Here is a 22,847-nt window from a genome sequence, read left to right as displayed (position 1 = left end):
CGTTATCGTATGGTCGTTACGCGGAGAACTTCCGCGGGCGACGTGACGCCGGCTCGGCATTTCGCGAGGCCGTCTTGGATCATGGTGGTCATTCCAGATCGAACCGCTGTTCGATCAATCGACACGGCGTCGCAGTGCGCATTCATCAGCTGACGAACCTCATCGGCCACTTCAAGGACCTCGAACAGGCCAACGCGGCCGCGGTAGCCCGTTCCGCCGCAACGCTCGCATCGGCCTGCCTTGTAAACTTCATCACCAACCCGAAGGCCGATCGCGGCGTACCGCCGATCGGCCGCAAACTCCGAGTGCTCGAGCCGGCTCGTTGTTTTGCACCGGTCGCAAAGCTGCCGCACCAGCCGCTGCGCGATCACGGCACGGAGGGTTGAACTCAACAGAAACGCCTCGACGCCGAGGTCCAGCAGTCGCGGCACGGCGGCCGCAGCGGTTTCGGTGTGCAGCGTGGTCAGGACGAGGTGCCCGGTCAGGGCAGCGTGGATCGCTACTTCCGCTGTCTCGGCATCACGGATCTCGCCCACCATGATGACATCCGGATCTTGCCGCACGAAAGCGCGCAATGCCTTCGCGAAAGTCAGGCCGATAGCAGAGTTTACCTGGGACTGATTGATGCCCTTGATTTCGTATTCTACCGGATCCTCGATCGTCAGTATCTTCCGGGAGGATTCGTTGAGGAGGCCGAGCACGGTCGCAAGCGTCGTGGTTTTACCGCTGCCGGTTGGTCCGGTGACCACGATGAGACCGTGCGGGAGCGTCAGGACTGCGCGGAGCTTTGCTTCGTCGTCGGGCGCAAAGCCGAGCTTCTCGATCGCAAGGAGTCCCCGCTCCTTGGGCAGAAGCCGAATGACGGCAGACTCACCATGCTGCGTCGGCATGATAGCGACGCGCAAATCCATTTCAGCTCGCCCAAGTTGGACACGCGCGGCGCCATCTTGAGGCAATCGGCGCTCGGCTATGTTGAGACCCGCCAGGATCTTGATGCGGGAGACTATGGCCTGTGGGAGTACATGGGATGGTGAGGGGATATGGCGAAGCAGGCCATCAACCCGCATACGCACTGCCAGTTCCGTCCTGAAAGGCTCAATGTGTATGTCACTGGCGCGAAGCTCGGCGGCCTTTTCGATCAATTCGGAGACGGCACGGACGACCGGCGCGCCGCTAGCTAGGTCGCGGAGGCTTTCGATATCCTCCTCGCGGACAGCGATGGTATTATCCCTATTCGCTGCGGTGGTCTCGCCTTCGCTAAGGCGCTGAGAGAGCGCGGTATCAATGTCCTCAAACGACGCGATGGCGACCTTTACCGCGGGGCCGAGTACAATCTCCGCGGCGCTGATCGCTGCCGTGTCCGTGGGATCGAACAGGGCAATCACGGCGCGTCCATTCGCGAGCTGATACGGAAAAATCGTCATTTCCCGGAGGAAGCGAGGCGAGAAGTGTTCGACCAAGCTCGTCCCAGCCAAGAGGTCGGCTAAAGCCGCACGGTCATGTTTGAAAAAGGCTGCGACCGCGTCGGCAAACTCCTGGGCCGACAGGTCGGACGATTCGAAAAGCTGGCGCAGCGTGAGCTTTTCGGCGACAAGGCCGCCCATGCCGGCTGCGACATGCGCATCGCCCCGAAGGCGCTCTGCAAACTCAGTCACGGTTTCAGGCCTCATGAAGCGCGGGAGCCTCCTCAAGTGTGAGCTCTGTTTCACCTGGAGTCTCGGGCCATCGCTTTGTGGCAAGTGCGAATGGCCCGTCACGGAGCCGCTCGCGAATATAGCGGACGCAAAGATAATATCGGTACACACTGCTTGAGCGGACTTTGGTGACGGCAGATATATCAGCCGGCTGCCACCAGAGGGGAAGCACGTGGACTAATTGGCCATTCGCGAGCCCCTTGGCCACGTCCCAATAAGAACGCAGCATTATCCCACGGCCGGCAATCGCCCAATTGCGGATGATATCGCCATGGTTGGTGGAGAGGGCAGCGGTGACGTTGATGGTGCGCATCCCGATGGGACCATGCAAAGTCCAGCGCTCGAACACCTCGTCACGTTCGCGCATGACCAGGCACGAATGTCCAGCGAGATCGCCGAGTTCCTCCGGCATGCCGCGTCGATTGAGATAGCTGGGAGCCGCGCAGAGAATGCGTCTTCCCTGCGCAATAGGATGCACGAGCAAGTGAGGCTCGCGTACCCTGCCGACCCGAATGTCAATGTCGACATTCTCCTCAACCAGATCCACGCTCCGATCGACGATTTCCAGCCGAATATCCAATTCCGGGTGTAGGAGCGCCAACTCCGATACAAGTGGTGCGACATGATTGCAGCCAATACCCGAGCTTGCCGTAATTCGTACGCTGCCGCGGGCGACGGAATCGGTCTCAGGACCGTCAGCTACAAAATCCGCATAGGCATCGAGAACGCGCTGCGCTTTGGACAGCAACACTTCCCCATCGCTGCTGAGCACCGCTTGTCGAGCGGTACGCAGGAACAACACGCGTCCGAGTGCCCGCTCAAGTAGCGCGACGCGCTTGCTGACGTAGGCAGGCGACGCACCTAACTCTGTCGCCGCCGCAGCAAAACTTCCCCGCCGCGCCGCAACGATAAACACCTCAAGATCTTGTGCTAATGGTTTCACCCCGACGTTTCCCGATTGCAAAACGGAACTTATTCGCCCGCTAATCTATAATCTTAAGGTCACTGGCTCGCTGACCTCAATGCTCATTATAATATACAAACGATTAGAATAATTTCTTGCGAGGACGTGATCTGCTGGGCAGTTGCGCAAGGTTGGGCCGGCAAACGGCATAGGCCGCGCTGCGACGTCAGCTGGTTAGAGGAAGGGGGCGGCCAGGATGGCGGCGAAGCGCTTAAGCAATCGTCACCACGCGTAAATTATTGGTTGTGCCGGCATCGCCGAAACGTATGCCGGCCACGGCGACGATGACATCGGCATTCTCCGCAAAAGTTCACGTTGAGAGCGGTTTGCGTCGCGCGTTCGACCATCTCCTCGTAGGAGCTTATGTTGGGGGACTTCATGCCGTGGGCGCCCCCACAACAGGCATAGTTGGCGCGAGACCCGTTCCTCCGGTGTGATCGCGAGGATCAGTACCTTGGGACGTTTGCGCGCGATGCGCGTTGCAGTCGTACCGCTCGAGGTGAAGGCGAGGATCGCTGAGGCTCCGATCATCGTTGCGAGATCCGCAGCCGCCGCGGTCGGGGCGGTCTGCTCCTCGTCCGGCTCCGACGCATTGACGATCGAACGATACATTTTATGTCGCTCGGTGCTTTCGATTATGCGGCTCATGTTGGTGGCGGCCTCGCACGGATATTGCGCGGTCGCAGATTCCGCGGACAGCATGATCGCGTCGGCTCCGCCATAGATCGCTGTGGCCGCATCCGAAGTGTCGGCGCGTGTCGGCGTCGGCGCAGCAACCATTGAGCGTCGAGGCGGCACGATCGGATCAATTCCTTTTGTCGGCCGGGAACCTCCGCATGCGGAATTGCGACGCCAAGATCAACGCGCGCGATCACTATCCCATCGGAGAGGCGCACGATGTCATCGATATGCCCGGACGCCGACCGACGGAACAAAGCGAACGGCGTCACCGGCACTGAGGGAAAATCTGCCATTCCTTATGGTACCAACCCGGATCTTTGGCCCCTGCAAGTCCTGAAGAATACCAATAGGGCGGCTGAATCTTCGTTCGAGTTGACGAATTGCGCCATGACGCCTTGCGTGATCTGCCTGTAAGTCGGAACGTATCCGCCCGCCTGGCCCAATGCCGCGAGCATCTCTGGCGAACGGCTGGCGGGTCCGACGGTCGCAATAATCTTGGCTCGCCGACGATGCATGTTTTACCTCGCGAAATTGCGGGGCCGCCCATCAAACAGCCCTGACATTGCCGACGTTCGTGCGTATCGAATCGATGCGAATGAGAGCGCCGACGCGATCAAGAAGGCCGTTGCTATCGCGGGCCGCGAGGCAAGAGCGGATCGAAGTGTGCCGCATGTGCCTGGCCTAGCGCGCTCGGCGCACGATCGTGCCTGGCGCACTCGGCGTCTCCGTCCCAGCCAAGTAGAGCAGCATCACTTTCGCAAACCGGACCTCCAGATCGTTCGTCAAGCCGGATGGGCTCCTGGCCCGATCGGCGTTTGATTGTTCTGCGCATCGACGGCGCTATCGAGAAAACGCTGCAATCAAGGCAGAGCGGATTCAATCTCCAATCGTTTATACAAAAGAATGACATAATAAGACCGGCGTTTTTGATGTTATCGTCGTCGTACGGAGGAACTGATGGACCTGCAACAACTGCGCTGCTTCGTAGCAACAGCCGAAGAGCTTCACTTCGGAAGAGCGGCGCAACGAATGAATATGCTTCCCTCGGCCCTGGGGCGGTTTGTTCGGCTGCTGGAGGAGGATCTCGGCACGCGGCTTCTGACGCGCACGACGCGAAACGTCGCGCTGACGGACGACGGTGTTGTCTTGCTTAAAGATGCGCGTGCGCTGCTGACGCAAGCCGATGCGCTTGCGGTCAGATTTCGGACGCGCTCGCGCAAAGGGGCAACAATCATACGCGTTGGTGCCATCGACAGTGCTGCCGCCGGACTTATTCCGAAACTTCTTAAAGACTTTCGCAAGCGTCGGCCTGATGCAACGATTCAACTGGTCGAGGATAAGACCATTCGTCTGTTGCCGCGCCTTTTGACCGGACGGCTTGATCTCGCCTTCGTGCGCCCCCCAAAAGACGCCAACAAGCGGCTGGAGTTTCTATTTCTCTTCTTTGAGACAGCCGTCGTAGCCCTTCCGCACCATCATCGACTTGCGTCGAGGAAGATGGTCAAGGTTGCGGATCTCAAGAACGAGCCACTGATCGTTCCCGAACGGCGGTCCAGGCCTCATAGCCACGATCTAACGATGAAGCTCTTTGCGGAAGCCGGGCTAGACGCCCGGATTGCTCAGATTGCGGAGGAAAAGCAAACGATCGTCAACCTGGTGTCGGCCGGTTTGGGGATCGCTATCGTACCTAGCTGGACGTCGCGCCTGGCGAGCCGCGGGGTTCGCTATGTCCGGCTCGTGGCGTCGGACATGAACAAACTTCCCCTTGCGGCTGCTTGGTCGCGCGGGACCAGGGATCCCATCCGAGACGACATATTGAAGATGCTGCGGGCCGATCTTGCAGCTTACGCAAAGGAAGCTTGAGTCGCACCCGATCGCACTACTCTCTCCCGCAGACTGCCCGCCACCTATGGCGGGCGTTTTTTTGGGAGTTAGGCAGACTGGGAAAACCACCGGGCCGGAAGGCTACATCATTTCGGGCCACTCGAGGTAGATTCGGAAGAAGCCCATGGGGTTCAAGCGGCCGCGTTATAGACACCGCGGATCTTGGTTTTGTTGTGCTTCCAAAGTTGGTGGAGCGCCGCCTCATCGCGCCATCGCTGTATATTTAGGGGCCTACTATCTTAGGCGGTTATCGGATCGACGAAACCGTGTCCTCTCTTTCCGGAGACGATCTTGCGCAGGATATACCGAAGCGGGCAATCAGCTCGGAGGCGACGCGCGTCGGCGGCCGGATCCGCAAGGCAGATAAGGCCCAGATCCCTTCTGATTTCGGCCTGACGATTGAGCCGGCGCTCAAAGTTCCGTCACGAACTCATGTCTGACCGCGCAGAACGGGAGGACGCCGGGGCAAGGCGCTGCCGGACGAGGTCTTTTAGAGGAATCATCGTGTCGATCTCCAGCACAATCGACACCGACAGATCGATGCCCGCGGCACCGGCGTCGAGAAGGCTTCGAATCGGATTTTGAGCAGAGGGAAAGAGTATAGCAAGCAGGCTCGCGGGGCTGACCGGATCGCCGGCGAACATTTCTGGCGGCCCGATTGCGAACAGCCGCTCCACTGCGAGGCGCTTGCTGATTAAGCGTGGGCTTTCTGGTTGAAGACGTGGACCAACGCGACGTCGATCGAGCGCGTCAACGTCCCTCTAGCAAGTGCGGGCGTACTCGGGCAGACGCTCCCGGTAGGCCCTGATCAGCTCCGCGCCTGCCAATGCAATGACGGACGGGGTAGCACCGATGATGACATCACTGGTGAGATGCTTTCCGTCGGCCATGACTTCCTAACCGGCAAGGTCACGCAGGATCTGAGATGCGCTCCGGTGCAAGAGAAGGCTTGCCTCGGTCATCTGCATTCCTCGACCGTCGCGGTCGAACAGAGGTGTTTGTGAAACGCAATAGTTACGGCTCGGGGGCTAGCAGCGGATCGCACCCCCGATCGGTCGTCCAACTTGGATCGCGCTGATGAACATCGAAACGCACGCGAAGTGGGCTTGCAGGATGCCTCGACAATCGACGGCTCATGAGTATTCGTGCTCCTTGCCTCCCTTTCCAGATGCGCTCAACGATGACCATCGGTACCCGACCGAACACGGTTCAAACACTTTCGGACCGGCGAGCTTGACATTTGCGCTCGCATCGGAGCTCGGCGCCTGGCTTTCTGCAAGAATCATCAGGCACCTTTGGCATAAGACCGCAACCGCTTTTCGAGGACCGTCAAAAGCGTATCGCGAATAGGATCGCGGGAACCACGCAGCCAACTTGCAGCGAGCGGAAGCCGTCCAACTGCTCCAAAGCGCTCCAGCTTGAGCGGAACAAAGCGAACGCCCGCAACAGCCATGCGAGAGGTCCAGCGGGGGACGACGGCCAGTCCCAGTCCAGCCGCAACCATGTTCACGATCGTCTGCTTTTCATCGGCGAGCTGAGCGATGCGGGGCGTCAGCCCGGCGTCCTCGAACAGCTTCATGGTCAAGTCGTGGCTGTGGGGCCGAGATCGCCGATCAGGAACGATCATCGGTTGATGAGCGATCGCCGAGAGCGACAGACATTCGTTACGTGCAAGCGCGTGCCTGCGGGGAAGGGCGACCACTGCGGTTTCCATGAGCAGAGTTTTACATTCGAGCCTTCGGTCCATCTTCTCCGGAGGACGGATGAAAACGAGATCGAGCGCTCCGGAAAGGACCTTGGGAAGCAGCCGGAACGTCTTTTCCTCCAGAAGATGAACGGTGACGTCGGGGTATTTCGCGCGGAAGTCTCGCAACAGCTGCGGCATAAGCCCGGCCGCAGCACTGTCTATGGCGCCTACCTTGAGATTCCGGGCTCCGACCGAACGCGAGCGACCGCGCAAGACGGCCTCCACGGTCGAGACCTTTGAGAGAATGATGCGCGCCTCCCGAAGAAGTAGCGCGCCGTCGTCGGTCAAAGAGACGGCTCGCGTGGTCCTTGCAAACAGCCGCGTACCAAGATCCTCTTCCAAGAGTTTGATGTGGCGGCCGAAGGCGGAAGGTAGCATCTGCAGGTGTTGGGCCGCGCGGCCAAAATGCAGCTGCTCGGCGGCGGCGACGAAACATCTCAATTGACGCAGCTCCATGAGCAGGCCCTTTTGTCGAATCCGAGCCATTATACCATTTTTTTGTACAAATAAGGGCGTATTGAGTGACGCCGTCTCTTCCTTCTAGGCTGGCCGTAGATAAAAGGCATGGCTGCCAGCCGGGGCGCCAGCCGAAAAACGAGGAGGCCCAAGGTGGTGAACGAGGTTCAGAAGCGCACGATCCGTCGAGTAGCTTACCGGATCGTGCCATTCGTGATGCTACTCTACTTCGTCGCGTTTATCGACCGAGTGAACATCGGCTTCGCAGCGCTGACGATGAACAAGGATCTTGGTTTCTCCTCCTCCGTATACGGATTTGGTGCGGGCATTTTCTTCTGGGGTTACTTCCTGTTCGAGGTGCCCTCCAACATCATTTTGGACAAGGTGGGAGCCCGACTGTGGATCGCTCGGGTCATGATCACCTGGGGCTTGATATCCGGGGCAATGGCGTTCGTCCAAGGGCAAACAAGCTTCTACGTTCTTCGCTTCTTGCTCGGCGCGGCCGAAGCTGGGTTCTTCCCAGGAATTATCCTCTATCTGTCCTATTGGTTTCCCGCGCGCCAGCGTGCCGGGATCACCGCTCTGTTCATGGCAGCGGCGCCTCTTTCAACGGTCCTCGGATCGCCCGTCTCGGCCGCTCTTCTGGAGTTGCACGGCTTGTTCGGCCTTAAGGGGTGGCAATGGCTATTTCTCCTCGAGGCGCTACCCGCCATCGTGCTTGGGTTCATCGTGCTCGGATTCATGACGGATCGGCCGGAACAGGCGAAGTGGCTTGCCGATGATGAGCGGGCCTGGCTGGTCGAGGCCATGAATGCGGAGCGGGCGGCCAAGGCAGGGTCGGCGAGCCATAGCGTCTGGCGGGGACTGACGGATCTACGCGTTCTGGCTTTGTCCCTCGTCTACTTCGGCACGTCGGCGGGACTGTACACGCTGGGGGTATGGGCGCCGCAGATCATCAAAGGCTTCGGCCTGTCGAATATGGCGGTTGGATCGCTCAATGCGATCCCGCCGACGATCGCCGTGGTGGCCATGTATCTGTGGTCAAGGCATTCGGACCGCACCAACGAACGGACGTGGCATGTAGTCATCGCTTGCCTCGTTGCGGCGGCCGGGCTCGCGCTGGCAGGCATGTCGACTGGCGTTGCTTCAGTTATCGCTGCGCTGGTGCTGGTGAACGTCGGCATCAGCGCCGCCAAGCCGCCGCTTTGGAGCATGCCGACACTGTTCCTGGCCGGTCCGGCCGCGGCGAGCGGCATCGCAACCATCAACTCCATCGGCAATCTCGGCGGCTTCGTCGGTCCGGCCATGATCGGATGGATCAAGGACCTCACCGGCAGCTTCGAGGGCGGGCTCTATTTCGTCTGCGCACTCTTGTTGTTGTCCGCCACGCTGACGTTGCTGCTCGCGCGCTCGATCGGCCGCCATCAGGCGGCCGTCGCGCACTAATCATACGGAAGAGGAAGGATATCTCTCATGAAGACCTACAACGTTGCGGCAATCCCAGGCGACGGTATCGGCTCCGAAGTTGTGGATGCCGGCGTCGAAGTTCTTAAGGCGCTGGCGAAGCGCGATGGGGCATTCACCTTTCACTTCGACCACTTTGATTGGGGTGGGGAATATTATAAGCGGCATGGCCGCATGATGCCCGAAAACGGGCGCGATCTGATCCGTAATCACGATGCAATCCTGTTTGGCTCCGCAGGGCACCCAGAAATTCCGGACCACATCACGCTTTGGGGCCTGCGGCTCGCGATCTGTCAGCCGTTCGATCAATATGCGAATGTGCGTCCGACCCGCATCCTTCCCGGCATCACCTCGCCCTTGCGTGCCGTCAAGGACAAGGAGCTCGACTGGGTCATCGTTCGGGAAAATTCGGAAGGCGAGTATGCGGGCGTCGGCGGACGGGTCCATCAGGGATCTCCTTTGGAGGCAGCAACCGATGTCGCTATGTTCACGCGCGCCGGTGTGGAGCGGATCATGCGCTTTGCCTTCGGCCTTGCACGGTCTCGTCCCCGCAAGTTGTTGACCGTCGTGACGAAATCCAATGCACAGCGGCATGCAATGGTCATGTGGGATGAAATTGCAGCGGAGGTCGCGCGCGAGTTTTCTGACGTGACGTGGGACAAGATGCTGGTCGATGCCATGACGATGCGCATGGTCATGCGCCCGCAGAGCCTCGATACGATCGTGGCTACCAATCTCCATGCTGATGTGCTGTCCGACCTTGCCGCTGCCCTTGCCGGTTCGCTTGGCATCGCCCCGACCGCCAATCTCAATCCCGAGCGCAAATTCCCATCGATGTTCGAGCCCATCCATGGCTCCGCCTTCGACATCACAGGCAAGGGCATTGCCAATCCCGTCGGGACATTCTGGTCGGCGGTTATGATGCTTGAGCATCTGGGGGAGAATGCAGCCGCGCAGCGGCTCATGAAGGCAATCGAGCGCGTCACCGCCAACCCCGAACTGCATACGCCAGACCTTGGAGGATCGGCGAACACCCGCAAGGTGACAGACGCTGTCGTGAGCGCGATCCAAGCGGAAAACGCGTGAAGCCCCCCAATGTCCGCTGTGTGGACCGACGCACGGGCTCGCAGCTTGCTGCGGCAACTCTTTGATGCCGCAATCGCGAGCGCTGATCCGCGCATAGCCGTCACGACGCATCTGCCGCCAAAGCCCAGCGGACGCTGTATTGTTGTCGGAGCCGGCAAGGCGTCCGCGGCAATGGCTGCGGTGGTCGATGCGGCCTGGCCCGACGTCGAATTGTCGGGGGTCGTTGTGACGCGGCACGGGCACGCGGTGCCGGCGGGCGGGATCGAAGTCCTTGAGGCGTCGCACCCCGTCCCGGACCACTCGAGCGAGGCCGCGGCGCTGCGGATGCTGGATGCGGTCAGAGGGCTGACGAAGGATGACCTGGTCCTAGCGTTGATGTCCGGTGGCGGGTCCGCACTGATGGCCCTTCCCGCCCCTCCGATGACCCTCGCGGACAAGCAAGCGGTAAACCGGGCATTACTCGCGAGCGGGGCGACGATTGCGGAGATGAATGTGGTGCGCAAGCACCTGTCGGCGATCAAAGGCGGTCGGCTGGCGCTTGCAGCGCGCCCTGCGCGCCTCCTCACCCTCGTGATCTCAGACATTCCGGGGGACGATCCGGCTGCGATCGCCTCCGGCCCGACGCTGCCGGATGCCAGCACGAAGGCCAATGCGCGCGAGATCGTTCGCCGTTTCGGGATCAAGCTGCCCGACTCTGCGCAAGCCGTTCTAGACGGCGGACAAGATACGGCGAAGCCTGGGGACATTGCCGAAGATGTCCGTATTATCGCCGCGCCACTCACGGCCCTTGATGCTGCAGCGCAGCTCGCCAAGCGCGAGGGATTGAGCGCTGTTGTACTTGGGGACGCAATCGAGGGGGAGGCCCGAGAGCTCGGTACCATGATGGCCGGAATTGCCCGGTCGGTCGCTCAGCACGGGCATCCTGTAAAGGCGCCGGCCGTTCTGCTTTCAGGAGGAGAGACGACAGTTAGCATCGGTCATGGCCGAGCAGGTCGTGGTGGTCGCAATACCGAGTTCTTGCTCGGACTTGCGGTGGCCCTTGATGGAGCGGCGGGCATTTGGGCCATTGCCGGGGATAGTGACGGGATTGATGGAACGGAGGATGCCGCCGGCGCTTTGGTGACGCCAGATACCTTGCATCGCGCCGCTGCGAGCCAGCTCGATGCCCGCGCGCTTCTGACGGCTCACGATAGTTACACCTTTTTCGAGCGTCTTGGTGATCTCGTTCGAACAGGTCCCACTCTCACAAATGTCAATGACATTCGGGCCGTTCTGATTGCGCCGACTAGGCAACAGACGTCGTAAGCTGGCAAAGCTCGTTCGTTCGCCTACATAAGGCGCCCGCTCGTGCGAGAGCTCCCGCGAGCGCGTCGTGCAGAGCTGCATGCTCAGAGAGCAACCATTCCACACCAGAACATCCAATCTTTGCCGATATCGACCTCGTATTTGCGAGCGAAGTTCAGTTTGCCATCGTCGGCGACGTCGAATACTGTCAACCCTGCTGGAACCGTCCGAACGGCGCCACCGTCGCGAACGTCAAGCGGCGCAACCGCAGCTGTGACCAGCATTCGTCCGGCCGGATGGATTGAGAATGTCCTGCAATGGAAGGTCAGGGTATCAATGGTCTGGATGAGCGTCGGCTCTCCGCTTGCGGGATTGATCGAAAACACGGCGACAGTATTTTCTCCCTCCCCATGGACCTTTCGGCCCGCGAAATCGATCGTTCCGTCCGAGCGGTTGGCAAGATAGACGAACCGGCCGTTGGGGTGCACGTGGATGGGGCCGACGAACTGGACCGGTAGCCTAGCTTCGTGGTTTTCAGCAGTATATCTTTCGAACAGCGGCTTAGGATCGATGCCTTCGTCACTCGTCCCATAGACCAGCAGCTGGTTGTTGCGTTCCATCGATACGAACATCCACGGTTTTTCCGGATGAAAGTCGACGTGCCGCGGGCCGAAGCCAAGTCCGTTTCCTTTAGTGATCGAAGTCTCATGCGAAAGCTGCCCCGCTTCAAATCGGAAGACTTTCAGGGCTCCGGGATCTTCGGGCTTGCCGGCGCCCGGATCGTTGCCGCGCGTCGGAAGCACGACGAGCTTGCCAGACGGTGAGACACGGACTTGGTGAGCATAGATGCCGGCATCGATTGAGCCGGACTGCTTGATTTCAACTCCGATGGAGCCGTTCTCCCCGAGCGCATGGACGGTCAGATCTGACGGCATGTTGTAAGCAACAAGCAGATAGCGCCCTGCCGGATCGAGCGTGAGGTTAACTGGGCGGTTCTTGAGAAAGACAGGCTCTCCAAATTGCTGCAGCCGCCCCGTGTCTTGATCGATCGCATAGACCGCGACCCCGTGCCGGTCGTCAGCCTTGGAGGTATACCGGTTGCTAAAAGCCACGTAGAGCAGCGGCTTTGATGGATGCTTCCAGGCGTACTGAACCGCCTCTGGCACGCGAATAGTGTCAATTTTCTGCAAGGCGAGCTTCGTGTCGTCGGCCTCGTAACACATCAGCTCGGACCCAACTGCGACGTAGAGGACCGCGCGAGCTGTGTTCTGCGCAGCAACTGCTCGTGGCGATAGCCCCGCTGCGGCAAGGAGGCCTACAAACGTACGGCGGCTGAGTGACACTGCGCGGTTCATGCGTTCAACTCCTCGTAACGTGCTGCTAAGTCTACTCGGCCTCAAAAGGCTGGGCCGGCGGGGCCGGACCAGCCTTCTGTTTATTAGGGCCGCTTTCCGGCTTCGTGAGTGGCGCGAGTCCATGCCCGAGCCTGATCCGAGAGGCTGAAGCCGAGGCCCGGTCGGTTTGGCACGATCATGCGTCCATTCACGACATGGAGTTTCTCGTTGAACATGGCTTCCGACCACTCGAAGTGCTCGACCCAGGGCTCGCGGCCGTAAGCCGCCGTCAGATGAAGGTGGATCTCCATGCAGTAATGGGGAGCGAGCTGCAGCTTCTTATGGTCGGCAAGCGCGAGGATCTTCAGGAAGGGGGTGATGCCCCCGACGCGGGGGGCGTCTGGCTGAATGAAGTCGACCGAATTGTGCCGGATCAGCTCGTAATGTTCATCGACGCTTGTTAGCATCTCACCCGTGGCGATCGGGGTTGCAAGCTCCTTGGCGAGCGCGGCATGCCCTTCGTAATCGTAAGCATCCAGCGGCTCTTCGATCCAGGTCAGGCTGAACTGCTCGGCAATGCGACCAAACCTCAGTGCAGTCGTGCGGTCCCATTGCTGATTGGCATCGATCGCCAGCGGTACGTCGCCAATATGTTTGCGCACTGCCTCGATGCGGGCGAGATCAACCATCGGGTCGGGCTGGCCGACTTTGAGCTTGATGGCGCCGATGCCCTTTTCGAGCGCCATCGAGACGCGCTCCTTGACCTCCTCGATGGGCATGGAGAGATAGCCGCCGGATGTGTTGTAGCAGCGAACCGAATCTCGGTGGGCGCCGAGCAATTTGGCCAGCGGCAGCTTCGCTCGCTTGGCCTTGAGATCCCACAACGCAATGTCAAAGGCGGCAATTGCCTGGGTTGACAGTCCACTACGCCCGACGGAAGCGCCGGCCCAGACCAGCTTGTCCCAGATGCGCGCGATGTCATTGGGATCCTCACCTATAAGTTCACCGGCAATTTCCTTGGCATGAGCGAACTGCCCGGGCCCTCCCGCGCGCTTCGAATAGCTATAGCCGATGCCACTATGGCCCTGCTCGGTTTCGATCTCCGCGAACAGGAACGCGATCTCCGTGAGCGGCTTTTGGCGGCCGGTAAGCACCTTCGCGTCGCTGATCGGTGCGGCAAGTGGAAGGAAAACCAGCGATAGCTTGACCCATGCGATTCGATCGGTGGTGGCTTCGCCGGGCGCAAGTCCCGCAGCTAGCGGATTGGCAATGATGCGTGTCGTGTTTTGCATAAAGTTCATCTGTTCGTCCTCTTTCGTCGTTGAATACTCTTCTGCGGCCCGGCGTCTATTCGGCTGGTATTGGCGCAGCGCGAGGAAGCTCGGGCCTTTCCTGAATGACGGCACGTTGAATCGGGCCCACGATGACCCAGTAGCTGATAATGGCGAGTAGGCCATGGAGGCCGACATAGAGCAGCGCGCCATTGAAGGATCCGGTCGCTGCAAGGATGTAGCCGATCGCAACCGGGGTCGTGATGCCGGCAGTATTACCGATCGCGTTGAAGACGCCGCCGGTCAGCCCGATGACTTCTTTTGGCGCGGTATCGGCCACTACGGTCCAACCTAGCGATCCAAAGCCCTTGCCGAAAAAGGCGGCGCTCATCAGGACTAGGATCAACGTGGTGGAGTCTGTGTAATTGCAGCCGATGATCAGCATCGTCATCAACAGACCAATCGTAATCGGCGTCTTCCTCGCGGTGCTTAGCGATCCGGTCCTGCGAAGAAGCCAATCTGAGAAGAAGCCGGTCATGACGCCGCCAACGAAGCCGGCGATGGCCGGGATGGTCGCCACTAAACTTGCGTCGAGTACCGAAAAGCCGCGGGCCTTGACGAGATAGCTCGGAAACCAGGAGACGAAGAACCAGGTGATGGATGTAATGCCGTACTGCGCGAGGAAGATGCCGACGAGCATGCGGCTGCGGAAGACTTCGGCCAGATCCGACCATTTTGGACCGCGCTCGGCGGAGCGCACAGGAGCTGCGCCGAGGTCGACAAGGCCGCCACCAGAGCGAATGTGATCGAGTTCAGCTGGCGCGACTTTTGGATGTTGAGCAGGCGGATAGTACGTGACGAACCAGAGGGCGGAGAATGCGAGCCCTAGGACGCCCATCACAGTGAAGATGTGCTCCCAGCCGAAGCGATGATCTAGATAGCCCATCAAAGGCGTGAAGATCACGAGGGAGACATATTGCGCGCTGTTGAAGATCGCGCCGGCAATGCCGCGCTCGCTCGATGGAAACCAGGCAGCGATGATGCGCCCAGCAGCCGGCCCGACTGGAGATTCGAACACGCCAAGCAGGAAGCGCAAGGCGAGCATGGCCAGAAACGGATAGGCGAGCCAGGCCACGCCGCTCATCAGGAACGTGACGACCGACCAGAGGATCAATCCGACCAGGATGCTGAGCTTTGCGCCGAGCTTGTCCGTGATCCAGCCAGCGGGCACCTGAGCCAGCACGTAGGCCCATGCGAAAGCGGAAAACATCCAGCCGAGTTCGACCGGGCTGATGCCAAGAGCCTTGGACATATTGGGGCCCGCGATCGAGAGCGTCGCTCGATCGCCGCTGCTTAGTGCCAGCAACATCGTGATGAGTGCCAAGATCACGAAACGAAATTGGAAGCGCGCCACTCTGCTCCCTGACATACGATCCTCCCGTCGAGGTTTTCCCGGATCGATCTCTCGCCGATCACGGAGCCCAACCTAGACGCAGGATCAATTCACGTCTAAACTCAATTTTGGATCGAGCTAATACCTTAAAGTTATCAATGATCGAATTTGCACAAATTCGTGCCTTTGTTGCGGTTGCCGACGAGCTTCATTTCGGGCGAGCGGCCAAGCGCCTCAACATGACTCAGCCGCCACTCAGCCGGCACATCCAGATGCTCGAGCAACAGCTCGATGTGACGCTGCTTGAGCGAACGAGCCGGTCGGTTGAGCTGACCGTCGCTGGAAGGGCGTTTCTCTCTGAAGCGCGAGGGCTGCTTCAGCAACGGGAGAATGCGGTGAAGGCTGCGCGACAAGCAGCCTTATTGGCTGGTGGTGCCCTGACGATCGGCTTCGTGGGTGCTACAACTTACGGGTATTTGCCTTGGCTTGCCTCGTGCTTGCGCAGCGAACTACCGCACATCGAAGCAAGCTTTGTCGAGCTGACCTCGCGCGAGCAGCTCGAAGCTCTCAAATCAGGGCAAATCGATTTCGGCTTGGTGCGCCCATTGCAGACGGCCGAGACGGTCAGAAGCGCATGCGTGTTCCGCGAGGAGCTGGCGCTCGCCCTGCCACTCGATCACCCGCTCGCGGGGCGGCGCCGGCCCGAGCTTGAGCAGCTCGATGGGCAACCCTTCATCATGTATTCGAGCGCTGGCCCCTACATGAACTCGCTGCTGACCATGGCGTTTGGAGCCGCCGGCATCCGGCCGAATGTCGTGCAGTCGATGAGCCAGGCACAAGCCATCCTCGCGCTGGTCAGCACGGGGTTGGGTCTTGCGATTGTTCCCGGAGAGACCCGCAATGCCTGCTTCGACAATGTCGTGTTTCGGCCTATCCGCTTTGGGCGCTCTATCTTTGCTGAATTGCACGCCATCTGGAGAAGTGACAATCGCAATCCTGTTTTACCGCGCCTGCGCGAGCTTGCCTTTCGGGACGAGGGCAGCGGTGTCCGCCGGCCCTTGCAGCTGCAGCCCTAGAGGCCACTAACCAGAACGCGGACCCGGATTCGGTCCGCCACCGCCGCCCTGGGGTGGCTCGTCGCTTACTTCTGCAATGATGTTAAATGGTTGACGAAAGGTCGTAGTGAAGGCCCTGCGTCACTTCGATAAGATTTATCTTATTGTCAACCTTGTGTATTATAAGAAAAAGCTTATTACCGCGGGAAATATTAATATGGTATTCCTTATAGATTTATCAGCTCGTTATATGGTATATCTTATCGGATGAAAGACGCTATCCGGCATCTCGACAGCCGCTTTGCCGCGCTCCGAGCGCTCTCGCACTCCCAGCGCCCTCCCAAGGGCTGGATTCGCGCGATCCGCGACGCCCTCGGCATGACCACCGCCCAATATGCCAAGAGGCTGGGGGTTTCGCAGCCACGCATCGTGGAACTCGAAAAATCCGAGCAAGGCGGCAGCGTAACCCTCAATACGCTTCAACGCGCGGCCGAGGCCCTCGGCTGCAGGCTGGTCTATGTGCTTGTACCCGACCGCCCCCTCGCAGAAGTTGTAACCAAGCGAGCTGCTGAGGTCGCCGAGCGGCAATCACGAGCTATCGAGCAAACGATGCGGCTCGAGGACCAAGCGGTGGAGGACAATCAGGCTGCCCGCGCGCTTCGGGAACAAGCGATCGAGGATTTGTTGAAACGCCCCGCGCGCCTCTGGGACGACGAATGACTGAGACTGATCTGCATGCCGCCGACGATCACGCGACACCGCTGACCCCTCAGGAGCGCGAAGATCTTATCCCAACGCACATTACCTTACGTAGCGAGTTGAACGAACTGGAGCAGCAGAACATCGCGACGGCAAACCGCTGGGCGTTTGGCCGCCGCAAGGTTCCGACGCGGGAAAGTTTTCTCAAGAGTTTGCATCGGCGCATGTTCGAACGCGTCTGGCGCTGGGCTGGAAAATTTCGAACGACGGAGCGCAATCTTGGTGTCGCGCCACATCTGATCGAAATTTCGCTGCATCAGGTGCTCGACGACGCAAGGTATTGGATTGAGAACAACACCTATCCACCGGACGAACTTGCGGTTCGCTTCCATCACCGCCTCGTATCCGTACATCCGTTCCCAAACGGCAACGGTCGCTGGTCACGATTGGCTGCTGACTTGTTGATCGTGCAGCTTGGGGGCCGGCGCTTTACATGGGGCGCCGCCGGCTTGCAGACAGCCGGCACCGCACGCAGGGCCTACATTGCAGCGCTTCAGGCTGCCGACAACCATGATTTCGGGCCCCTCATCGCTTTCGCGCGATCATAAAATGCCCGGCCCACCATCGGGCAAACCCTAACTAAACCAAGGCGCTTTCCTTAGCTAACTCGGTCTACGTCGGAATCAACAGCAGGGATCCGCAGATTTCGCCTGTAGAGCAGCCGTTCGAACGCATACTGTGTGAGCAAGAGATCGAAAGGCTCGTTACGCTGTTTGCAAGATTGAGCAGGCGGCCACGGATGGATGCTCCGACATTCGTCAGCGGCCTACGCATTCAAGGTCAGCGTCTCAAGGCGCGGCTGAACGATTTTGTCCCATATGCCGGCTTCGGCGGCGTATTTTGCGATTTCGGAGGGTGTCGCTTTGCGCAGTCTGATCGCGTCTTTCATCGCTTGCGTGGCGTGCGCAAGGCCTGTGGGGACGTTGTAGAAGGCTTTTTGACGTTGGCCGCTCTTGAAGAGATCGACGATAGTTTTGGCCGGTGTGTAGATCGGTACCGAGATCCCTTCGATGGTGTAATGCTTGATCCCCTTGTCAAACTCCTTGGGACCAAAGCGCGTAATTTGAATGCGAGGCCGCGCAATCTTGGGCCGCCAGTCGCGCGGACCGATCGCCATCCATACATAGGGCGGGATGCGGTCTGTCAGCTCATGGAAGGCGAGCGCAGACTCGTAACAGATGACGCCGTTTCGAATGAGTTTCGCAGCAACTGCGAGCGAGTGGTTACTGTCGAGCAGTGCATCGGGTAGCTGGTAAAGGCCGCGGCTGAGCTGATTGAGCGTGCCCTTCTGTTCCATTCGGGAAATGGTTGCGGCCGTGATCCCTTCCTGGAGAAATTCAGAAAGGCGCATCATGCCCCGCTTCTGAAGAAGCGAGATCGCCCTATCCCTCTGGCGTTGTGGTTGCTTCCTCATGGAAACCCGCATGATACAAAACCTTGCAAGTGTCAAGATTTTGCACAAGGAGTTATATCAATGCGACGTTCCCACAAGACAAATGCCTTTTTGAAACCAAGCACATAACCCCTCGCTTCACTGGCTCGGAATCTGCCCCTCCGGGTCTCACCATGTGGGCAACCCGGCTGGATGAGGCGCACCAAGCCTGCGACAGGCTGGATGGTCTCGTCTCGTGAACCTAAAATTGGGCCATGTCTGAACACGAAGTCGAGTGGTCGCCGGAGCTGATCCATCCTAAGAATGTCGCCGGGACGGCGCTTCTGGGAAAGGCCTGCGATATTCTCGAGCTGATCGGCAGATCACCCGGCGTCCTCGACCAGGCGCGTCTTGCGGACCAGACGGGCATCCCCAGGGCGACCCTGTATCGCATCCTTGCGGCGCTGATCTCGCGTGGACTGATCCGGGCAGATCCGCGCACCCAGGCCTACACGCTTGGTTTCAACTTTCTCGATCTTGCACAGAATGCTTGGTCGTCGTCTGACCTTGCGTCAATTGCGTCCGTAGAGTTGAGGCGCTTACGCGATTTGACCGGTGAGACCGCCTATCTCGCGGTTCAAGACGGTCACCACGTGCTCTCGCTCGGCCGCTTCGAGAGCGCACATTCCGAGCGATCCAATGCGAGGCTCGGCGCGCTTAAACCGATGCATTGCACAAGCCAGGGCAAGGCGATCCTCGCTCATCTCTCCGACGCGCAACTCGACTTGGTGGTCCGCGACGGGCTTGCCAAGTTTACCGAGAAGACGATTTGTGACGGCGAGCAGTTGAAGGCACATCTGGCCATCGTCCGTGCGCGCGGCTATGCGATCGATGACGAAGAGATAGTTCTCGGCACCCGCTGCGTCGGAACGGCTATTCTCGATCCCGCCGGCAAACCGCTTGCGGCCATCAGCGTGGCCGGCCCGACTTTTCGCATCACCGCCGAGCGCGCCGAACGATTAGGGCAAGAGCTCGTTGATGTCGCAAGACGGATTTCGAGCCTGCTCGCACCTGCCATCAAGAGCGCTCGGCATGATCCGGGAAATTACAAGGTCTGGACGAAGAGCACAGCCTTTGTGGGCGCGGCGCCGCGCTGGGATGCGCGCGCGCAGAACTTGGTTTGGGCCGACCTGTTGGCGCCTGCTATCCGCGCCGACGGCGGGCATCCCTTCACCGTCTCGCTGCAGGCGCTCTCTGAGGGCATCAACTCGCTGTGCCTTGTCGAGGGCGGCGTCGCCTATTCAGTTGGCCATGACATCGTGATCGACAATTTATCGGGCGGCCAGGAGCGCATTGAAGGAAAGCCGGGTATTTCCTTCAAAGTGCTGCGCGTCTCGGAGGCTGGTGAGATCTGGGCAGCAGCCTACAGCGCCGAGGCCAACATAAGCCTGGTTGGACCGTGGCGACGGCAATCGGGGATGGAACCGGTGTTCGAAGTGCAAGGCCAGGTGAGCGACATCGCCTTTTGCGGTGATGCCGGCCTGTTCGCGACGGAGCCATCGCGTCAATGCGTCTATCTGCTTGAGCGAAAGGCGGCGCGAAAGCGAAAATTCGCCGATATTCCGAAGGTCGCGGGCGCTCCTTGCGCCCTCGCCGTCGACGAGCAATTTAACCCATGGGTTGGATTGTCGGACGGCTGGAGCGTCGTGAAGCTTAATGAGAGCGGAGAGATTGAGCGAACCGTCGCCCTCCCCGTGCCAAGACCAACCGGTATCGCGTTTGGAGGAGCCTCCCTGTCCGAGCTCTTCGTGACCAGTGCCCGCACCGGCCTGTCGCGCGAAAGCCTCGCCAATGCTCCTCTTTCGGGACACCTCCTGTCGATCGATGTCGGCGAGCGCGGCCTCGCCGATCCAGTCGCAAGGCTTTGACCCAGGCCACTCGCATTATGCCCCAAAGCAACACCGTACCCAAGATCATCTCACTGCAAACCTTTCCGGTGCGCATTCCGTTCGCCGATGGCGGCCCGGGCACGGGCGGCACGCCGTCCCGCTGGCATCGCCTCGACATGGTGCTGATTCGTATCGAAGATGAGGATGGGCATGTCGGCTGGGGCGATGCCTTTGCCTATTTCTGCTTGGAGGCGGTGCGCGCGGCCGTCGATCACATGATCGCGCCGTTTGTGACCGAGGCAGCCATCGACGATATCGCTGCCTGGAACCTGGAGGTGCAAAAGAAACTTCATCTCTTTGGACGCTACGGCATAACCATGTTCGCGCTGTCAGGGGTCGACATCGCGCTGTGGGACTTGAAGGCGAAACGGCAGGGCGTGCCGCTATGGCGGCTTTTCCGGGCGAATGCGCCGACGCACCGGCCGGCCTATGCGAGCCTCGTCAGGTATGGCGACAAGGACCTCGTCGCTGAGCAATGCAAGCGGGCGCTCGAGCGCGGCTACCGGCACATCAAGCTTCACGAGATCGCCCCGGATGTAATCAGGCACGCGCGCGAGGTCATCGGGCCCGGTGTCGCGCTGATGGTTGACGCCAATTGCGCCTGGTCCATGCAGGAGACGATCGCTTTGCGAGAAACGTTCCGCGCCTGCAACACCTTGTGGGTGGAGGAGCCGGTATTCCCGCCCGACGACTACAAGAGTATGGAGGAGATTGAGAAGGCCGCAATCCCCGTTGGCAGCGGTGAGAACGCCAGCACGGCCTTTGATTTCATGCGGATCATCAACGCTGTTACCTATCCACAGCCGAGTATGACAAAAGTCGGCGGGATCTCCGAATTCGTCAAGATCTTGGCCGCATGCGAGCGACACGGTAAGAGCGTCATGCCACATACGCCTTACTTCGGGCCGGGATATCTTGCGACCCTGGCGATGCTGCCTTTGATGCAGGAGAAGACGCTGATCGAGTTCCTGTTCGTCGACCCTGAAGTGTGGCTCGCGAGCACACCGAAGCCGGTGAAGGGGGTTGTCAGCGCATCTGATCGCATCGGCATCGGCTTTGAACCAGATCTCGATGTCCTCAAGCGCTACGCTCCCCGCACCTGATCTCAACATGTGAGACGGCGCACTCGCTGCGAGCTTGATAGGCCTTCCGCCGAGCACTGCTGCCGCTATGGTGATGCCTGAAGGCAAGCATTGCACTGCTTGCGCTGGTTTAGATTCCGTTCTTGGAGGTAGATACGCATGGCTCCGATTGCTTCCCAAACCCTCGAAAAGCTGAAGGCCTGCTCGACAGCGACGCTGACCACGCAGCTCTTCAAGCGCAACTATCGTCAGCAATTCCTGGTTGGGATCACGCCGCTCAATCCGAGCGCTGGTGCGTTTGCCGGGGAGGCTTTCACCTTGCGCTTCATTCCCTCGCGGGAAGACAAGGACTGGGATCTTTCTGATCTCCGCAAGCGGGGTGAGGACAATATGCAGTGGGAGGCCGTGGAGGCGATTGGTGCAGGCCAAGTCCTGATGATCGACAGCCGCAACGACCCGCGTGCCGCATCGGCCGGCAACATGTTGATGACGCGCATGATGCGCAAGGGCGTTGCGGCAGCCATTACCGACGGCGCATTCCGCGACGGGACAGAAATCTCAAAAATGGCGTTTCCCGCTTACTGCAGGGCCAACACGGCCTCGACGCGCCCTGCCTATCATCGCGCGGTTGACATGCAATTGCCAATCGGCTGCGCCGATGTTGCCGTTTACCCCGGCGACATCATCGTCGGGGACAGCGATGGCGTCGTCGTCATCCCACGTGCCATCGCCGAGGAGGTGGCGGAGGAGTCTCATGAGCAGGAGCTGCGCGAGAGATTTCTATTCACCAAGATCGATGCTGGCGCGCCTCTTTGGGGCACCTACCCGCCGAACGAGGCAACGCTGAAGGAATACGCGGAATGGCGAGCCCGGCGAGCGGCGGAGTAAAGCGATGGGTGCGCTCACGAAAGCCGCGCAGGCGGAGGCCTTGATCCGCCGATACTTTCAAGCCTGCAACGATGCCGATCACCAGGCGCTGCTGGACTGCTTCACGAGCAATGCTGTCCACTATTTCCCACCCGGCCTGCCTGGTGCGCCCTGGCGCGGCGCTCAGGCAATAGCCGACGGCTGGGTCTGGTGTGTCAAAACGATGGGATCGCGCTGGACCATTGAGAAGGTTCTGGCCAGCTCGGACGGCCACGAAGCGGTGATCGAATGGACCCATTGGAAGACGGCCCTTGGTGAGGTGCTGCGCGGCGATGAATGGTACGTCTTCAACGACGACGTCACACGGATTGCCGAGATCCGGGCCTACTATGCCTCTCCCGTCAACAAGGCCGAGACAGTCAACAAGCTGCATGACTTCGACTATGAGGCCAGGGGCTATGCCATGGCGCCGCCCTCGCCTCCGCCCAAATTGTCCTGAAGCGCC

Annotated in this window: 19 protein-coding genes and 1 pseudogene; 11 read left to right on the top strand and 9 right to left on the bottom strand. The window is 59.9% G+C overall.

Going from position 1 to position 22,847, the window contains the following annotated elements; translation table 11 throughout:
• Window positions 1-2: 2 nt before the first annotated feature.
• The 3 genes and pseudogenes from XH91_RS37220 to XH91_RS37210 form a co-directional block, all read right to left on the bottom strand.
• The gene (locus XH91_RS37220) at window positions 3-1,670 is read right to left on the bottom strand and encodes a GspE/PulE family protein (RefSeq protein WP_128930063.1); all 1,668 of its coding nucleotides are present in this window, start codon (window positions 1,668-1,670) and stop codon (window positions 3-5) included.
• Window positions 1,660-2,637 carry a LysR substrate-binding domain-containing protein gene (locus XH91_RS37215; protein ID WP_128930062.1) on the bottom strand — a complete coding sequence of 326 codons (978 nt, stop codon included), beginning with the start codon at window positions 2,635-2,637 and terminating at the stop codon, window positions 1,660-1,662. The genes XH91_RS37220 and XH91_RS37215 overlap by 11 nt, the downstream gene beginning before the upstream one ends.
• 232 nt (window positions 2,638-2,869) lie before the next feature.
• Window positions 2,870-3,854, bottom strand: a pseudogene (locus XH91_RS37210) (pyruvate kinase).
• Window positions 3,855-4,296: 442 nt separating this feature from the next.
• Between XH91_RS37210 and XH91_RS37205 the strand changes: the two are divergent.
• Complete coding sequence (locus tag XH91_RS37205) at window positions 4,297-5,202, top strand: LysR family transcriptional regulator (protein WP_128955145.1); 906 nt, start codon at window positions 4,297-4,299, stop codon at window positions 5,200-5,202.
• Window positions 5,203-5,645: 443 nt separating this feature from the next.
• Here XH91_RS37205 and XH91_RS37200 read toward each other — a convergent pair whose 3' ends face one another.
• The gene (locus XH91_RS37200; RefSeq protein ID WP_232995554.1) at window positions 5,646-5,900 is read right to left on the bottom strand and encodes a type 2 periplasmic-binding domain-containing protein; all 255 of its coding nucleotides are present in this window, start codon (window positions 5,898-5,900) and stop codon (window positions 5,646-5,648) included.
• Between the two features lie 608 nt (window positions 5,901-6,508).
• Window positions 6,509-7,426 (bottom strand): LysR family transcriptional regulator, encoded by a 918-nt coding sequence (locus tag XH91_RS37195; protein WP_128930059.1) that lies wholly within the window; start codon window positions 7,424-7,426, stop codon window positions 6,509-6,511.
• 153 nt (window positions 7,427-7,579) lie between these two features.
• On the opposite strand from XH91_RS37195, the gene XH91_RS37190 reads away from it, so the two are divergent.
• The 3 genes from XH91_RS37190 to XH91_RS37180 are packed head-to-tail and all read left to right on the top strand — an operon-like array spanning window position 7,580 to window position 11,281.
• Window positions 7,580-8,872, top strand: a complete 1,293-nt coding sequence (locus tag XH91_RS37190) for an MFS transporter (RefSeq protein WP_128930058.1) — start codon at window positions 7,580-7,582, stop codon at window positions 8,870-8,872.
• 27 nt (window positions 8,873-8,899) lie between these two features.
• Window positions 8,900-9,976 carry a tartrate dehydrogenase gene (locus XH91_RS37185; RefSeq protein ID WP_128930057.1) on the top strand — a complete coding sequence of 359 codons (1,077 nt, stop codon included), beginning with the start codon at window positions 8,900-8,902 and terminating at the stop codon, window positions 9,974-9,976.
• A 9-nt stretch (window positions 9,977-9,985) separates the two neighbouring features.
• Window positions 9,986-11,281, top strand: coding sequence for a glycerate kinase type-2 family protein (locus XH91_RS37180; RefSeq protein ID WP_128955144.1), 1,296 nt, complete (start codon window positions 9,986-9,988; stop codon window positions 11,279-11,281).
• Window positions 11,282-11,364: 83 nt separating this feature from the next.
• Here XH91_RS37180 and XH91_RS37175 read toward each other — a convergent pair whose 3' ends face one another.
• The 3 genes from XH91_RS37175 to XH91_RS37165 all read right to left on the bottom strand — a co-directional run bounded on the left by XH91_RS37175 (window position 11,365) and on the right by XH91_RS37165 (window position 15,294).
• Complete coding sequence (locus tag XH91_RS37175; RefSeq protein WP_164933592.1) at window positions 11,365-12,615, bottom strand: lactonase family protein; 1,251 nt, start codon at window positions 12,613-12,615, stop codon at window positions 11,365-11,367.
• A gap of 83 nt (window positions 12,616-12,698) precedes the next feature.
• Entirely contained in the window at window positions 12,699-13,886 is a 1,188-nt protein-coding gene (locus tag XH91_RS37170; RefSeq protein ID WP_128930202.1) for an L-talarate/galactarate dehydratase, read from the bottom strand.
• 55 nt (window positions 13,887-13,941) lie between these two features.
• Complete coding sequence (locus XH91_RS37165) at window positions 13,942-15,294, bottom strand: MFS transporter (protein ID WP_128930054.1); 1,353 nt, start codon at window positions 15,292-15,294, stop codon at window positions 13,942-13,944.
• 122 nt (window positions 15,295-15,416) lie between these two features.
• Here XH91_RS37165 and XH91_RS37160 point away from each other — a divergent pair, with 122 nt between their 5' ends.
• The 3 genes from XH91_RS37160 (at window position 15,417) to XH91_RS37150 (ending at window position 17,620) form a co-directional block, all read left to right on the top strand.
• Window positions 15,417-16,334: a LysR family transcriptional regulator gene (locus XH91_RS37160; RefSeq protein WP_128930053.1), complete on the top strand. Its 918-nt coding sequence runs from the start codon at window positions 15,417-15,419 to the stop codon at window positions 16,332-16,334.
• Window positions 16,335-16,580: 246 nt separating this feature from the next.
• Window positions 16,581-17,033 carry a mobile mystery protein A gene (locus tag XH91_RS37155; RefSeq protein ID WP_128955143.1) on the top strand — a complete coding sequence of 151 codons (453 nt, stop codon included), beginning with the start codon at window positions 16,581-16,583 and terminating at the stop codon, window positions 17,031-17,033.
• Entirely contained in the window at window positions 17,030-17,620 is a 591-nt protein-coding gene (locus tag XH91_RS37150) for a mobile mystery protein B (protein ID WP_128930051.1), read from the top strand. Before XH91_RS37155 ends, XH91_RS37150 begins: the two co-directional genes overlap by 4 nt.
• Window positions 17,621-17,838: 218 nt before the next feature.
• Here the strand turns inward: XH91_RS37150 and XH91_RS37140 are convergent, their stop codons facing one another.
• Window positions 17,839-18,486, bottom strand: a complete 648-nt coding sequence (locus XH91_RS37140) for a type IV toxin-antitoxin system AbiEi family antitoxin domain-containing protein (RefSeq protein WP_128930201.1) — start codon at window positions 18,484-18,486, stop codon at window positions 17,839-17,841.
• A gap of 233 nt (window positions 18,487-18,719) precedes the next feature.
• On the opposite strand from XH91_RS37140, the gene XH91_RS37135 reads away from it, so the two are divergent.
• The 4 genes from XH91_RS37135 (at window position 18,720) to XH91_RS37120 (ending at window position 22,841) form a co-directional block, all read left to right on the top strand.
• Window positions 18,720-20,372: an IclR family transcriptional regulator domain-containing protein gene (locus tag XH91_RS37135; protein ID WP_128930050.1), complete on the top strand. Its 1,653-nt coding sequence runs from the start codon at window positions 18,720-18,722 to the stop codon at window positions 20,370-20,372.
• A 17-nt stretch (window positions 20,373-20,389) separates the two neighbouring features.
• Window positions 20,390-21,496, top strand: coding sequence for a mandelate racemase/muconate lactonizing enzyme family protein (locus tag XH91_RS37130; protein WP_128955142.1), 1,107 nt, complete (start codon window positions 20,390-20,392; stop codon window positions 21,494-21,496).
• A 138-nt stretch (window positions 21,497-21,634) separates the two neighbouring features.
• Window positions 21,635-22,363 (top strand): ribonuclease activity regulator RraA, encoded by a 729-nt coding sequence (locus XH91_RS37125; protein WP_128930048.1) that lies wholly within the window; start codon window positions 21,635-21,637, stop codon window positions 22,361-22,363.
• Window positions 22,364-22,367: 4 nt separating this feature from the next.
• The gene (locus XH91_RS37120; RefSeq protein ID WP_128930047.1) at window positions 22,368-22,841 is read left to right on the top strand and encodes a nuclear transport factor 2 family protein; all 474 of its coding nucleotides are present in this window, start codon (window positions 22,368-22,370) and stop codon (window positions 22,839-22,841) included.
• The last annotated feature ends 6 nt before the right edge of the window (window positions 22,842-22,847 follow it).

It is taken from the genome of Bradyrhizobium guangzhouense (genome assembly GCF_004114955.1).
Taxonomy (GTDB): domain Bacteria; phylum Pseudomonadota; class Alphaproteobacteria; order Rhizobiales; family Xanthobacteraceae; genus Bradyrhizobium; species Bradyrhizobium guangzhouense.
This window is presented reverse-complemented; position numbering and strand designations above follow the sequence as displayed.